Origin of the sequence: Nioella sp. MMSF_3534, assembly GCF_030732985.1 — a bacterium.
GTDB lineage: Bacteria > Pseudomonadota > Alphaproteobacteria > Rhodobacterales > Rhodobacteraceae > Nioella.
Genome location: NZ_JASHJX010000030.1, coordinates 39,098 through 52,348 on the forward strand (window position 1 = coordinate 39,098; position 13,251 = coordinate 52,348).

A 13,251-nucleotide genomic window follows, 5' to 3' on the forward strand; every position below is an offset into this window, starting at 1 on the left:
ACCAAGAATGCAGCAACCAACAAGGAGACTGACATGAAGACCTTCAAACTGACCCTCGCCGCTGCGGCAACCGTGCTGGCAGGCCCGGCGCTGGCCGATACCTGGGATATGCCGATGGCCTATTCCGGGTCCAACTTCCACTCGGTGACGGGTGCGGAGTTTGCCCAGTGCGTGACCACGGGCACCGGCGGCGAGATCGAGATCGTGACCCATCCGGGTGGCTCGCTTTTCGCGGGTGCGGACATCAAGCGCGCTGTTCAGACCGGGCAGGTGCCGATCGGCGAGCGTCTGCTGTCTGGCCACCAGAACGAAAACGCGCTCTTCGGTGTGGACTCGATCCCCTTCCTCGTCTCCTCTTTCGAAGAGCATGACGTGCTGTGGGAAATCGCAGAGCCCTATATCACCGACCTTCTGGCCGAACAGAACCTCGTGCTGCTCTATTCCGTGCCGTGGCCGCCGCAGGGGCTTTACTTCAACCAGGAAGTGAACTCGGTCGCAGACATGGAAGGCATCCGCTTCCGGTCCTATTCCAACGCCACGAACCGTCTGGCGGAGCTGACCGGCATGTTGCCGGTGACCATCGAAGCGGCTGAAATCAGCCAGGCCTTTGCCACCGGCGTGGCCTCGTCCATGGTGTCCTCGGGCGCGACCGGCTATGACCGCCGTGTGTGGGAAAGCCTGAGCCACTTCTACGAAGTCGACGCATGGCTGCCGCGCAACTATGTCTTCGTGAATGCCGATGTCTGGTCCGACACCTCGGAAGCCAACCAGAACATCGTCCGGGCCTGTGCAGGCATGGCGGAGTATGCGGGTGCATGGCGTGCGCGGGAGTATACCGGTTTCACCCTTGCGGGTCTGGCTGCCGGTGGCATGACCGTGCAGCGCGCGGGCGATCAGCTGGTTGCCGACCTTCAGGAAATCGGTGCCGTGATGACCGAGGAATGGCTGGCCGATGCCGGTGAAGACGGTCAGGCGATCGTCGATGCCTATCGCGCGGCGATGGCTGCACAGCAGTAACGCTGTCTCTCCCGCCTCGGGGGCGCTGTGACCGTGGTCCGGTGCCCCCGAGGGTCTTCCCCTTCCGAATAGAGGCTGATCCATGACCGGAACTCTCGGAGTGCTGCGCAGATTGCTTGACGGGTTATACAAGGGCTCCGGTGTTCTGGCCGCCCTGTGCCTTGTCACCATCCTTCTGCTGATCGTTGCCCAAATGGTGGCCCGCTGGACCGGCGAGCTGTTTCCCGGTGCCCCCAATTACGCGGGCTATGTCATGGCCGCGGCAAGCTTTCTTGCCTTTGCCAGCGCCCTGAATGGCGGCGCGCATATTCGCGTGTCGATCCTGCTGAATGCCGTTCCGGTACGCATCAAATGGCTGCTGGAAATCTGGTGTTTCGGGGTGGCTACGGCCATTTCCGCCTATTTCGTCTACTACGCCTACTGGTTCGTCTACTGGTCGTGGAAGTTCAACGAGGTCAGCCAGGCGCAGGACGCCACGCCGCTGTGGATCCCGCAGTCGGTCATGGTCATTGGCGGGGCCATCCTGACCATCGCCTTCCTCGACAACCTGATTTCGGTCCTCTTCAAGGGCGAAAGCAGGTTGGGCAGCAACATCGTCGATCAAAGCTTCGGGGAGTGATGACATGACCGAACTTCTTGCCATCATCATCTTCCTTGCGGTTCTCTTCTTCCTGCTCGGCACCGGTGTCTGGGTCGGGATCGCCCTGATGGGTGTGGCCTGGGTCGGTATGGAGCTGTTCACCTCGCGCCCCGTGGGCGACACGATGATCACCACGATCTGGGCCTCGTCCTCGAGCTGGACCATCACCGCCCTGCCGCTTTTCATCTGGATGGGCGAAATCCTCTACCGAACGCGGCTGTCAGAGGACATGTTCCGCGGGCTGTCGCCCTGGCTGGCGCGGCTGCCGGGGGGGCTGGTGCATACCAATATCGTGGGCTGCACGGTCTTCGCGGCGGTCTCTGGTTCCTCTGCCGCGACGCTGACCACCGTCGGCAAAATGTCGATCCCGGAACTGCGCGCGCGCAAGTACCCGGAACATATTGTCATCGGCACGCTGGCCGGTGCTGCGACGCTTGGCCTGATGATCCCACCCTCTCTGGCGCTGATCGTCTATGGCGTGGCGGTGAACCAGTCCATTACCGAACTGTTCTTTGCCGGCGTCTTCCCCGGCCTGGTGCTGGCGCTGATGTTCATGGGTTATGTCGCCATTTACTCCTTCATGGCGAAGGGCTGGCAGCCGACCTTGGAAACGGCGATGAGTTTTGCCGAGAAGGTCCGCAATTCCCGGTTCCTCATTCCCGTCATGGTGCTGATCTTCGTGGTGATCGGGTCGATGTATACCGGCACGGCCACCGCGACAGAGGCCGCAGCTATCGGCGTCATCGGGTCACTGGTTCTGGCGGCAAGCCAGGGGTCCTTGAACTGGGACAGCTTCCGCGAAAGCCTGATGGGGGCGACGCGCACCTCGGCCATGATCATGCTGATCCTTGCGGGGGCGGCCTTTCTGAAGCTGTCCATGGGGTTCACCGGGCTGCCGCGTGCGCTGGCCGATGGCATCGCGGCGATGGAGCTGAGCCGGTTCGAACTGCTGATGATGCTGCTGGTCTTCTACATCATCCTCGGCATGTTCCTCGATGGCATTTCATCCGTGGTGCTGACCATGGCGGTTGTGGAACCGATGGTGCTGGAGGCCGGGATCGACCTGATCTGGTTCGGCATCTTCGTCATCGTCGTGGTCGAGATGGCCCAGATCACGCCGCCCATTGGCTTCAACCTCTTCGTGCTGCAGGGCATGACGGGCCATGAAATGAGCTATATCGCCAAGGCCGCGCTGCCGATGTTCGCGATCATGGTTCTGATGTGCTTCGTGCTGATCTGGTTCCCGGAGCTGGCGCTGTGGCTGCCGGAATCGATGCGATCGGTTCCACAGTGATGCAGGCAATCGGGCGGGCGCTGGAGATCTGCGCCCGCCACGGTCGCCTTGTCCTTGTTGCGGGGCTGGTGGCCGGGATTTCCCTTCCCGATCTGGCGCAGGCCATGCGGCCCCATCTGCCCTGGATGGTGGCCGTTCTGCTGTTCTTCTCGGCCTTCCGCATCGGCCCGGCGGAAACGCTTGGCCAGTTGACCCGACTTTGGCGGCCCCTGCGCGACGTGGTGGCGCTGCAACTGCTGATGCCGGTTCTGGGCTTTGCGCTGTTCACGCTGGCAGGCGTCATCGACACGGTGCCCGCGCTGGCGGTGATGCTGATGCTGTCGGCGCCCTCCATCACCGGGGCACCCAATTTCATGGTGCTCGCGGGCAAGGACCCGGCACCCGCGATGCAGATTCTGATCTTCGGCACGGCGCTGTTCCCGCTGACGGTGCTGCCCATCCTGTGGCTGATGCAGGGCGCGATGCCGGGGGCGGGGGACGTGCTGGCCGCTGCGGGGCGGCTGGTGCTGGTCGTGGCGCTGGCGGTGGCGCTTGGCTTTGGCGCGCGGGTGTTGATCTTGCCGCGCCCCGATGCGGGGCAGACCCGTCAACTGGACGGGGTGGGGGTGGTCCTTCTGGCCATTATCGTCATCGGGTTGATGGCGGGGGTCGCGCCGTTGATCGAGACAGGCTGGCAGGCCGTGGGCTTCTGGCTGGCCGTGGTGTTCGCCGCCAATTTCGGGCTGCAACTGGCCGTGTTCCTGGCCCTGCGCGCCCGCACGTCGCAGGAGGTGGCGCTGTCGATCATCGCGGGCAACCGCAACGTGGCGCTGTTCCTCGTGGCACTGCCAGCGGCCACGGTTGACGCGCTTCTGCCCTTCATCGCCTGCTATCAATTCCCGATGTACCTGACACCGCTATTGCTCGGCTGGCTGCACAAGCGGTCAGAGACCTGAGCGCATCGCGCGGCGTGACCTTGCGCGCGTTCTCTGCCAAGCTTGCGCATCATTGGGAAGGGACAGGGGATGACGCGCATGGGGCGGGCAGTTGCGGGGCTGGTGTTTCTGGCCATGGCAGGCTGCGCCGCCGCGCCCATGCCGCCCGATGCGACGCGGGCCGATCCGTCCCGGATTGTTGCCGGATGCTGTCAGGGCGCGGGGCCATACCCGGACTGGATGATCGCGCTGGCCGATGCCAATGTCGGGACACTGCGCCAGCTTGGATTGATCCAGTTCCGGCCCGGCCGCATGACCACGCAGCCAGAGGCCACGGCGTTGCTGCAAGGCGCTCTGCGCCCGATGGATCTGGTGTTCTTTCATTCCGACAACCGGGTTTCGGGCCTGCTGATTCCCGGTCAGTTCACCCATGGCGCGACCTATATCGGCAACGAGGCGCAACTGCGCGCGGCGGGGCTGTGGCATTTGCCTGCGCTGGTGCCGTTTCACGATCAGATCAGGGCAGGGAACCTCTATCTAGAGGCGGTAGACGGGGGCGTTCGGCTGGCCCCCGCCGAGGTGGTGCTGGATACCGATGCGGTGGTGGCCCTGCGCCCGCCCCGGTCCACCCGTGCGACTTCGCTTCGTCGAGGCATGGCGCAGATGGGCACACCGTTTGACATGCGGTTCGACGCGGGCGACCCGTCAGAGCTGTTCTGCGCCGAGTTGATCGCGCTGATGTTCGCCGAGGCCGAGCTGCCCCGCACCCCGGTACCGGGGCGCGAGACGATCCTGATCGACGCGATTGTGGCGGGTGCGTTGACGAGCGATCTGCCCTTCGATCTGGTGGGCTATGTCGAGGCGACGCCGGGGGGAGGGGCTCGCGTTGCGTCGGTCCGGGATCTGGCCTGGGATCTGCGCCGGAACTGGCCAGAGTGAGCCGCGCTTACAGATCGACCTCGATGGCAACACCCTTTTCGACCGCCAGATCGACCAGGGCGGCGGACACCGCCAGATCCTGAAGCCCGACACCGGTGCCGTCAAACAGCGTGATCTCATCCGCCGAGCTGCGTCCCGGATGGCTGCCATTGATCACCGCGCCGATCTGGGAAACATCGGCTTCCGTGATCAGCCCCGCAGCAATCGCGTGCTGGCATTCCCCGATGGAGATCGACTGCGCCACTTCATCCGTGAACAGCGTGGCGCGCGCGACCAGGTCGGCGCTGGCTTCCTGTTTGCCCTTCGTGTCGGTGCCCATGCAGGCGATATGCGTACCGGGGCTGACATGGTGTTCCAGCAGGATCGGGGCGAAGCTGGAGGTGATCGTGATGATCACGTCGGCCTCAACCAGCCCGTCAAGCTCGACCGCCTCGAAGGGCAGCCCCGCCTCTGCGGCGACCTTTTCCAGATTGGCCAGCATCTCGGGGTGATAGTTCCAGCCGATCACCTTCTCGAACGGGCGCTGCTCCAACGCGGCGCGCAGCTGGAAGCTGGCCTGATGACCGGCGCCGACCATGCCCATCACGCGGGCATCCTTGCGGGCCAGATGGTTGATCGACACCGAAGACGCGGCGGCGGTGCGCAGCGCGGTGGAGTAGTTGCCCCCTACCATGGCGCGCACCATGCCGGTATCGGGATCGAACAGAAAAACGGTGGACTGATGGTTGATGATGCCATGCGTGTCGAGATTGTGGGGCCAGTAGCCCCCGGCCTTGAGGCCAAGCGATCCACCAACGCGGTCGAAGCCGCCCTTGAAGCCGTAAAGCGCATCTTCATGGCCGATGGCTTCGCGGATGACAGGGAAGTTGTAGGCATCGCCCGACGCCATGGCGGCAAAGACGTTTTCGACCGCCTTGTAAGAGGCGTCGCGCGTCAGCAAGTCGGGGATTACGCGTTCTGGAACGATGATCATGGCAGGTGCTTTCTGGGGGTTGGGGGGCGGGGCCGGTCGGGCCGACCCCGTCTAAGTCGCTATGGGCAGAGATCAGAACGCCTTGCCACGGGCCGACACGGGCCAGAGCGCTTCGACCTTGCCGTTCCGAACGCCCACATACCAATCATGGACATTGCAGGTCGGGTCGCAATGGCCCGGCACCAGCCGCAGCTTGTCATTGACCTTCAGCGCGCCTTTGGGGTCGCTGACGACGCCATGTTCATCCGAGCATTTGACGTATTCCACATCGTCCCGCCCAAAAACGACCGGCAGCCCGCTATCGACCGATTGCGCCTTGAGGCCAGCATCCACAATCGCCTTGTCGGCCTTGGCATGGCTCATGACAGAGGTCAGAATGAACAGGGCGTTCTCCCACTCACCCCGGTCGATGCGCTGGCCGTTTTCATCGAGGATACGACCGTAATCGGCATCCATGAAGGCGTAGGATCCGCATTGCAGTTCGTTGTAAACCCCTGAATTGCTTTCGAAATAATAGGACCCGGTGCCGCCGCCAGAGACCAGTTCCGGCTCCAGCCCGTTGGCCTTCAACCCCTGAACGGCATCCTCGACCATGGCAATTGCCGCATCCAGCTTGGCCTTGCGGTCCTCAAACTTGTCCATGTGCTGCATGGCGCCCTGATAGGCCTGGATGCCGGTGAATTTCAGCCCCGGCGCGGCGTCAACGGCCTTGGCGATGGTCACCACGTCCTCGGTGCGCGTCACCCCGCAGCGCCCGGCGCCGCAGTCGATCTCGACGAAGACCTCCAGCTCGGTGCCATGCTTTTCCGCCGCCGCCGACAGCTCTGCCACATTGTCCGGATCGTCCACGCAAACGATGATCCGGCTGCCCAGTTTCGGCAGACGCGCCAGACGGTCGATCTTGGCGGGGTCGCGCACCTGGTTCGAGACCAGCACATCCTTGATGCCGCCGCGCACGAAGACCTCGGCCTCGCTGACCTTCTGGCAGCAGACCCCAACGGCCCCGCCCAGGCTTTCCTGCAGCTTCTGCACATCCACGGATTTGTGCATCTTGCCATGGCTGCGATGGCGCATGCCGTGGGCCTTGGCATAGTCGCCCATCTTCTTCACGTTGCGTTCCAGCGCGTCGAGATCGAGGATCAGGCAGGGCGTCTGGATGTCGGCCTCGTTCATGCCGGGCTTGGCGGGGATGTCGAAGCCAACGTCGTAAGCGTCGAGATTGGTCAGGTCTTTCATGATGTACTCCTTCGTTGGATGGGGGCGTAGGGTGGGCTGTTAGCCCACCATCCACGGCAACCGGTCCAGATCGACGTTGCCGCCGGTGATGATGACACCGACGCGGCGGCCGGCATAGATGTCGCGGTTCCTTAAAATCGTGGCCAACGGCACGGCGCTGGAGGGTTCCATCACCACGCGCAGCGTTTTCCAGGTCAGCTTCATCGCGTCGATGATCTCCTGTTCGGATGCGGTCTGCACATCGGTCACGAAGCGCGAAACGAAATGCCAGGTGTTTTCCTTGAGCGGCACTTTCAGCCCGTCGGCGATGGTCTCGGGCGCGTCATCGGCGATGATATGACCGGCGCGGAAGCTGCGGGCGGCGTCGTCGGCCTGTTCCGGTTCGGCGGCGTAAATCGCGGTTTCGGGCGAAAGGTTTGACAGCGTCAGGCAGGTGCCCGAGATCATGCCACCGCCCCCAATCGGGGCCACGACCGCATCGAGCCCGCCGGTCTGCTCCAGCAGTTCCGCCGAACAGGTCGCCTGACCCGCGATCACGCGCGGATCGTTATAGGGATGGACGAACTCGCCCCCCGTGCGCGCCTGAACCTCGGCAAAGACCGCCTCTCGGCTGCTGGTCGAGGGCTCGCATTCGGTGATGATGCCCCCGTAGCGGCGCACAGCGTCTTTCTTGGCCTGCGGCGCGGTGCGGGGCATCACCACATTGCAGGGAATGCCCCGCCGCCCCGCCGCGTAAGACAGCGACAGCGCGTGGTTGCCGGAGCTGTGGGTGCAGACGCCCGCCGCGGCCATCTCCTCAGACAGCCCGAACACCGCGTTACAGGCCCCGCGCACCTTGAAGGCCCCGGCCTCCTGCAAATTCTCGCATTTGAAGAACAGCTCGGCCCCGGTCAACTCGTTCAGGAATTCCGACTGCAAGACGGGTGTGCGACGGATATGCGGCCTGATCCGCTCATGCGCGGCGCGCATGTCGTCGATGGTCAGGGTCTCAACGGCTGTGGTTGCGTCCAGCATCTTGGGCCTCCTCATGCTGCCGATTTCAGGGCGTCGGCGCGGCTGGCGCGGAAGTATTCCTGCGCTGCCGCCACGCCGGAGCCGAGCGTGATCGGATAGTCCAGATCGGCCATGGCCATCTCGATCGTGGCCAGTCCCGACAGCACCATGACATCGGTCAGGCTGCCCAGATGGCCGATGCGGAAGGCCTTGCCGTTCATCTGCCCCAGACCGATGCCGAAGCTGACGCCATAGGCGGTGAAGGCATGATCTGTCAGGGCGTTGCTGTCGAACCCGTCCGGCACGTAGATCGCGCTGACGGTGTCGGAATAGAGGTCCGGCGACTGCGCGACCAGCCTCAATCCCCAGGCATCAATCGCCCGGCGCACGCCTTCGGCCAGCCGGTGGTGGCGGGCGTAGACATTGTCCAACCCTTCCTCGAACAGCATCTTCAGGCTTTCCCGCAGCCCGTAGATCAGTTGCAGGGGCGGGGTGTAAGGGAAGCCGCCCGAGGCATTGGCGGTCATCATGTCGCGGAAGTCGAAGAAGGTGCGGGGCAGGGTGGCCGTTTCCATCGCGGCCAGCGCCTTGGGGCTGACGCAGAGGATCGCCATGCCGGTGGCCAGCATGAAGCCCTTCTGCGACCCGGACACCGCGATATCCACGCCCCAGGCGTCGAAATTGAAGGGCATCGAGGCCAGCGAACTGACGCAATCAACGAAGAGCATCGCGGGATGGCCCGCCGCATCCATCGCCCGGCGCACGGCGGCAATGTCCGAGACGACGCCGGTCGCGGTTTCGTTATGGGTGACCAGAACGGCCTTGATCTGGTGGGCGCTGTCGGCACTCAACGCGGCCTCGAACGCATCGGCAGGCGCCCCTGCGCCCCAATCGCAGTCGATCACCTGAACCTCCAGCCCGTGGCGCTGGCACAGGTCGATCCAGCGATGGCTGAACATGCCGTAACGCGCCACAAGAACCCGGTCGCCGGGCGACAGCGTGTTGGTAACGGATGCCTCCCACCCGCCGGTGCCGCTGGAGGGGAAGGTGATGATTGTGCCCTCTGTGCTGCCGAAAACGCGCTTCGTGTCCTCCAGCACTGGCGCGAAGGTCTCGACGAAATCGGGCGCGCGGTGGTCCTGCGTCTGCACATGCATCGCAAGGCGCAGCCGGTCGGGCATGTTGGTGGGGCCGGGAATGAAGATCGGGTTCTGGGTCGACATGGGGGTTCCTCCGCTATGCCCACAGGATCGGGCAGGGCGCGGGGTTTTGCAATTTTCTCAGAAAAGGTTTTTGAAGGGGGTGAGGAGCACGCAAACCAATTGTATTACAAGGAAAAATATTTATCGCAAAAAACGGAAAATAATTCCATAATGAGTGGATGGGCGCGCAGGCCCCGTTTATCACTCCCGGATTCGCACCCCAGAAAGGCCCCGATATGGCAGATCAGAAACGCGCCCGCGGGCGGCCCAAATCGCAGTTCAGGGAAAGCTCTGCCAGCACATTGAATTCGCTCGACCGGGCGCTCGGGCTGCTGACCACGCTGGCGCAGGCGGAACGGGCGACGCTGACCGATCTGGCGCTGTCGGCGGGTGTGCCCACGGCCACCACGCACCGCATCCTGACCACCCTGCAAAAGCGGGGTTTCGTCAGTTTCGACGAGGACCGGCAGGACTGGATGATCGGGCTGGAGGCCTATCGCACTGGCGTCTCTTACCTGTCCCGCAACGGCATCGTGGAGGCCGGGCAGGTGATCCTGCCGCAGCTGATGCGCGAAACGGCAGAGACCGCGAACCTTGCCGTGCCGGACGGGGCCGAGGTGGTCTTTGTCGGGCAGGTGGAAACCAAGAACCCGGTGCGCGCCTTCTTCCCGCCCGGTGCGCGCACGCCGATGCATGCCTCGGGCACCGGCAAGGCGATTCTGGCGGCGATGGCGGAGGATCAGGCGCAGAAACTGTTGCAGGGGGCGGGGTTGCAGCGGTTCACCGATAACACTCTGTCCACCCCTGCCGCCCTGTTCGACGACCTCGCGCTGACCCGCGCGCGGGGCTTTTCCTTTGATCGGGAGGAACGGTTCGCGGGCATGTCCTGCGTGGGGGCCGCGATCTTTGATGAAAACGGGCTGCCTTGCGCCGGTGTCTCCGTCTCCGGCCCCGATGCGCGGTTCGATGCGGGCAGCGTTGCAGGGTTCGGCGCCGCCGTGGCCCGTGCGGCGCGAGAGATCACCCGGATCAGCGGCGGGCGCATGCCCGGCTGATTATTTGGTCAGCAGCAGCTTGCCCGCCCGCGTCAGGCGCAGGGTATAGACCTGATCCTCCAGCGCGATATAGGCGACGCGGCTGTCGCCGAGCAATTCATCGGCACTGTGGACCGGCGCGGATTGGGCCAGGCTTTGGGGCAGGGGGATCTGGGCGGTCATCTTGGGGCACTCCTGTTTCCGGGCAGCGTGTTCGCTGCATCTGTCGCGGTTCCTGTTGACGTCAGTGGCTGCGGGAGGCTGGCTGGTGACAGGTTTAATCTGATTAAAAGAGTCGGATATGTCAAGCCCGAGGTGGCGCCCGGAAAAACAGGAATGCGCGGGATTCCCGGCCATTCGGGCCATCGGCCCCGGCTTTGGGCTTGCATGCCCGCCCCCGCCACCCTAGAAGGCCACAGATTTTCTTATCCCGTCGCGTCCCCCCGGATGCCACGGGCCCGGCGAACGAGGAAAAACATGCAGGTCAACGAGACCCTGAACGAAGGGCTGAAGCGCGGTTACGAGATCACGATCACCGGGGCCGAGCTGGAAGCCAAAGTCAACGAAAAGCTGGAAGAAGCCCGCCCCGAAGTGGCGATGAAGGGCTTCCGCAAGGGCAAGGTGCCGATGGCGCTGCTGAAAAAGCAGTTCGGCCCCCGCGTCATGGGCGAAGCGATGCAGGAATCCGTCGATGGCGCGATGCAGGCCCATCTGGAGGAATCCGGCGACCGCCCTGCGATGCAGCCCGAAGTGAAGATGGTCAACGAGGACTGGAAAGAGGGCGACGATGTTGTCGTCTCCATGTCCTATGAAAAACTGCCCGAGATCCCGGAAGTCGACTACAAGGCGCTGAGCCTTGAGAAACTGGTCGTCGCCCCGGCAGAGGATGACGTGCAGGACGCGCTGAAAAACCTGGCCGAGTCGGCGCAGAACTTCGCCACCAAGAAGGGCAAGGCCGCCGATGGCGATCAGGTCGTGATCGACTTCGTTGGCAAGGTTGACGGTGAGGCGTTCGAAGGCGGCTCCGCCGAGGATTACCCGCTGGTCCTGGGCTCCAACAGCTTCATCCCCGGTTTCGAGGAGCAGCTGGTTGGCGTGAAGGCCGGTGAAGAAAAGGCCGTCGAGGTGTCCTTCCCCGAGGAATACGGCGCCGAGCATCTGGCCGGTAAGGCCGCTGTCTTCGACTGCACCGTCAAGGAAGTGAAAAAGCCGGTCGCCGCCGAGATCGACGATGAGCTGGCCCAGAAATACGGTGCCGAAGACCTCGCCGCCCTGAAAGGCCAGATCGAAGAGCGTCTGAAGGCCGAATATGCCGGTGCCGCCCGCGCGGTCATGAAGCGCAAGCTTCTCGATCAGCTTGATCAGGCCGTGAAATTCGACCTGCCGCCGTCGCTGGTCGAGGCCGAAGCCAAGCAGATCGCGCATCAGCTGTGGCACGAGGAAAACCCGGACGTTCATGGCCACGATCACCCCGAGATCGAGCCGACCGACGAGCACAACGGCCTGGCCGAACGTCGCGTGCGCCTTGGCCTGCTGCTGGCCGAGCTGGGCCAGAAGAACGAAGTTCAGGTTTCTGACGCCGAGATGACCCAGGCGATCATGAACCAGGCGCGTCAGTACCCGGGCCAGGAACGCCAGTTCTTCGAGTTCATCCAGCAAAACCAGGCCGCTCAGCAGCAGCTGCGCGCGCCGCTTTTTGAAGACAAGGTCGTCGATTTCGTCTTCGAAATGTCCTCCGTGACCGAAAAAGAGGTCACCAAGGACGAGCTTCAGGCGGCTGTCGAGGCGCTGGAAGAAGAATAATCCCGACCCGGTTGGGCCGAAACAGGGGGCTGCGCTACGGCGCGGCCCTTTTCTTGTTGCGATATGATGCGCGCAAAGCCCCGATTGGGAAACAATATTTTTGCCAAATGGTCCGAGTTTTCATTGGCCATGCCGCGCATAACGCGGTTATGCTTTGCTCGAGCCATAATCCTGTGCCATGCTGGTGACGATTTTTTTGAACCTTTAGCGCCGCTTGCGGCACCTACACCCAGATGGGCACGCGTCCCGTCGCACGTCGGAAAGCGGATTCGGCCCGCCATAGGTCTGACCGGTTTCACAGATGAAACGGCCCAAGCGGCCCCCGAATGTGCTGTAGGGAACCAAAGGGAGGAAACGGACATGCGATCGGTTTTGCCGATGAACATGATCCATACGGGACTGTTTCCGGCCATCGCGGCAGGTCTCTTTATCCTTGTTCAGTTCCTCGCCGCCCCCCTGATCCGTCCTGATGCACGACCCGTTCCGGTCCGCGCCACGCGTGATCACCACCCGACCCGGAGGCCGCGATGATCCGGGAATGCCAATCAGTTTTTGCGAATGACAGGGGCGCGCGCCGCCTCTGTTCAACGGTCCTGTCCGAACGGGCAGGGCCGAGCCGGTCGGAAAAGATCATGACCGCCCGGCGCTTTGGGACACATTCTGTTCATGATCATCACCCCCGTATCTTTGGAGGAAAACCCGTGAGATACCTAGCAACGGCCGCATTCGGCCTCATCGCCATGACGACGGCGGCGGCAGCCTGTCCGACATATAGTCAGACCGGCGCCAGCTATACCTATACCGGAGATCAGCTCTACACGCCGCAAAGCTTCGGCGTTGTGGCCGGTGGACAGAACAACATTGCCAACTGTGGCGTTCCGGGCGTGAACCGCACCGGCTGGGTCACCAGCGCCCCTGACTTCAGCTTCTACCTGTCGGGCATGGATCAGTACTATCTGGTGGCCGATGTGGTCAGCCAGTGTGATGCCGTCCTGCTGGTGAACACCGCGAACACCACCTGGATGTTCGACGACGATTCCAACGGCAACCTTGACCCGCGCCTGGAAATCCGTGGCGCCAACAATCTCAATGGCCGTCTTGACGTCTGGGTGGGCACCTATAACGGCACCTATTGCGACGCGACGCTGAACATGGAAACCTGGTACGCGCAGGCCCCCGCACCCGCTCCGGCCCCTGGCGGCGGTG

The 13,251-nt window shown here is 63.4% G+C and carries 13 protein-coding genes; 8 read left to right on the top strand and 5 right to left on the bottom strand.

Annotated features, from left to right (window positions below):
* Nucleotides 1-33: 33 nt before the first annotated feature.
* The 5 genes from RBB16_RS13365 to RBB16_RS13385 all read left to right on the top strand — a co-directional run bounded on the left by RBB16_RS13365 (nt 34) and on the right by RBB16_RS13385 (nt 4,804).
* A complete protein-coding gene (locus tag RBB16_RS13365) occupies nt 34-1,017 on the top strand; it encodes a TRAP transporter substrate-binding protein (RefSeq protein WP_306046646.1) in 984 nt (327 codons plus the stop codon).
* 82 nt (nt 1,018-1,099) lie between these two features.
* A complete protein-coding gene (locus RBB16_RS13370; protein WP_306046647.1) occupies nt 1,100-1,636 on the top strand; it encodes a TRAP transporter small permease in 537 nt (178 codons plus the stop codon).
* A 4-nt stretch (nt 1,637-1,640) separates the two neighbouring features.
* Nucleotides 1,641-2,951 carry a TRAP transporter large permease subunit gene (locus RBB16_RS13375; RefSeq protein WP_306046648.1) on the top strand — a complete coding sequence of 437 codons (1,311 nt, stop codon included), beginning with the start codon at nt 1,641-1,643 and terminating at the stop codon, nt 2,949-2,951.
* Nucleotides 2,915-3,886, top strand: coding sequence for a hypothetical protein (locus RBB16_RS13380; protein WP_306046649.1), 972 nt, complete (start codon nt 2,915-2,917; stop codon nt 3,884-3,886). Before RBB16_RS13375 ends, RBB16_RS13380 begins: the two co-directional genes overlap by 37 nt.
* Nucleotides 3,887-3,964: 78 nt before the next feature.
* Nucleotides 3,965-4,804, top strand: coding sequence for a YiiX/YebB-like N1pC/P60 family cysteine hydrolase (locus RBB16_RS13385; protein WP_306046650.1), 840 nt, complete (start codon nt 3,965-3,967; stop codon nt 4,802-4,804).
* 7 nt (nt 4,805-4,811) lie between these two features.
* Here RBB16_RS13385 and bhcD read toward each other — a convergent pair whose 3' ends face one another.
* From bhcD to bhcA, 4 genes are all read right to left on the bottom strand, one after another.
* Nucleotides 4,812-5,777: an iminosuccinate reductase BhcD gene (gene bhcD / locus RBB16_RS13390; RefSeq protein WP_306046651.1), complete on the bottom strand. Its 966-nt coding sequence runs from the start codon at nt 5,775-5,777 to the stop codon at nt 4,812-4,814.
* A gap of 72 nt (nt 5,778-5,849) precedes the next feature.
* The gene (bhcC, locus tag RBB16_RS13395) at nt 5,850-7,013 is read right to left on the bottom strand and encodes a 3-hydroxy-D-aspartate aldolase BhcC (protein WP_306046652.1); all 1,164 of its coding nucleotides are present in this window, start codon (nt 7,011-7,013) and stop codon (nt 5,850-5,852) included.
* 39 nt (nt 7,014-7,052) lie between these two features.
* Nucleotides 7,053-8,027 carry a beta-hydroxyaspartate dehydratase BhcB gene (bhcB, locus tag RBB16_RS13400; RefSeq protein ID WP_306046653.1) on the bottom strand — a complete coding sequence of 325 codons (975 nt, stop codon included), beginning with the start codon at nt 8,025-8,027 and terminating at the stop codon, nt 7,053-7,055.
* Between the two features lie 11 nt (nt 8,028-8,038).
* On the bottom strand, nt 8,039-9,229 hold the full coding sequence (gene bhcA, locus RBB16_RS13405; protein ID WP_306046654.1) for an L-aspartate--glyoxylate aminotransferase BhcA: 1,191 nt from the start codon (nt 9,227-9,229) through the stop codon (nt 8,039-8,041).
* Between the two features lie 215 nt (nt 9,230-9,444).
* On the opposite strand from bhcA, the gene RBB16_RS13410 reads away from it, so the two are divergent.
* A complete protein-coding gene (locus RBB16_RS13410) occupies nt 9,445-10,263 on the top strand; it encodes an IclR family transcriptional regulator (RefSeq protein ID WP_306046655.1) in 819 nt (272 codons plus the stop codon).
* Here the strand turns inward: RBB16_RS13410 and hemP are convergent, their stop codons facing one another.
* Nucleotides 10,264-10,425, bottom strand: a complete 162-nt coding sequence (gene hemP / locus RBB16_RS13415) for a hemin uptake protein HemP (protein WP_306046656.1) — start codon at nt 10,423-10,425, stop codon at nt 10,264-10,266. It lies immediately after the preceding gene.
* A gap of 294 nt (nt 10,426-10,719) precedes the next feature.
* On the opposite strand from hemP, the gene tig reads away from it, so the two are divergent.
* Together tig and RBB16_RS13425 are read left to right on the top strand one after the other, a co-directional pair.
* Entirely contained in the window at nt 10,720-12,045 is a 1,326-nt protein-coding gene (gene tig / locus RBB16_RS13420) for a trigger factor (RefSeq protein ID WP_306046657.1), read from the top strand.
* Nucleotides 12,046-12,746: 701 nt separating this feature from the next.
* Nucleotides 12,747-13,251, top strand: a 505-nt coding sequence (locus tag RBB16_RS13425; RefSeq protein WP_306046658.1) for a hypothetical protein, incomplete at its 3' end; no start/stop codon positions are given.

Bases quoted from the DNA above. Each gene is read 5' to 3' on its own strand.
- RBB16_RS13365 (WP_306046646.1), top strand. From the start codon at position 34: ATGAAGACCTTCAAACTGACCCTCGCCGCTGCGGCAACCGTGCTGGCA.
- RBB16_RS13370 (WP_306046647.1), top strand. From the start codon at position 1,100: ATGACCGGAACTCTCGGAGTGCTGCGCAGATTGCTTGACGGGTTATAC.
- RBB16_RS13375 (WP_306046648.1), top strand. From the start codon at position 1,641: ATGACCGAACTTCTTGCCATCATCATCTTCCTTGCGGTTCTCTTCTTC.
- RBB16_RS13385 (WP_306046650.1), top strand. From the start codon at position 3,965: ATGGGGCGGGCAGTTGCGGGGCTGGTGTTTCTGGCCATGGCAGGCTGC.
- bhcD (WP_306046651.1), bottom strand. From the start codon at position 5,777: ATGATCATCGTTCCAGAACGCGTAATCCCCGACTTGCTGACGCGCGAC.
- bhcC (WP_306046652.1), bottom strand. From the start codon at position 7,013: ATGAAAGACCTGACCAATCTCGACGCTTACGACGTTGGCTTCGACATC.
- bhcB (WP_306046653.1), bottom strand. From the start codon at position 8,027: ATGCTGGACGCAACCACAGCCGTTGAGACCCTGACCATCGACGACATG.
- bhcA (WP_306046654.1), bottom strand. From the start codon at position 9,229: ATGTCGACCCAGAACCCGATCTTCATTCCCGGCCCCACCAACATGCCC.
- RBB16_RS13410 (WP_306046655.1), top strand. From the start codon at position 9,445: ATGGCAGATCAGAAACGCGCCCGCGGGCGGCCCAAATCGCAGTTCAGG.
- hemP (WP_306046656.1), bottom strand. From the start codon at position 10,425: ATGACCGCCCAGATCCCCCTGCCCCAAAGCCTGGCCCAATCCGCGCCG.
- tig (WP_306046657.1), top strand. From the start codon at position 10,720: ATGCAGGTCAACGAGACCCTGAACGAAGGGCTGAAGCGCGGTTACGAG.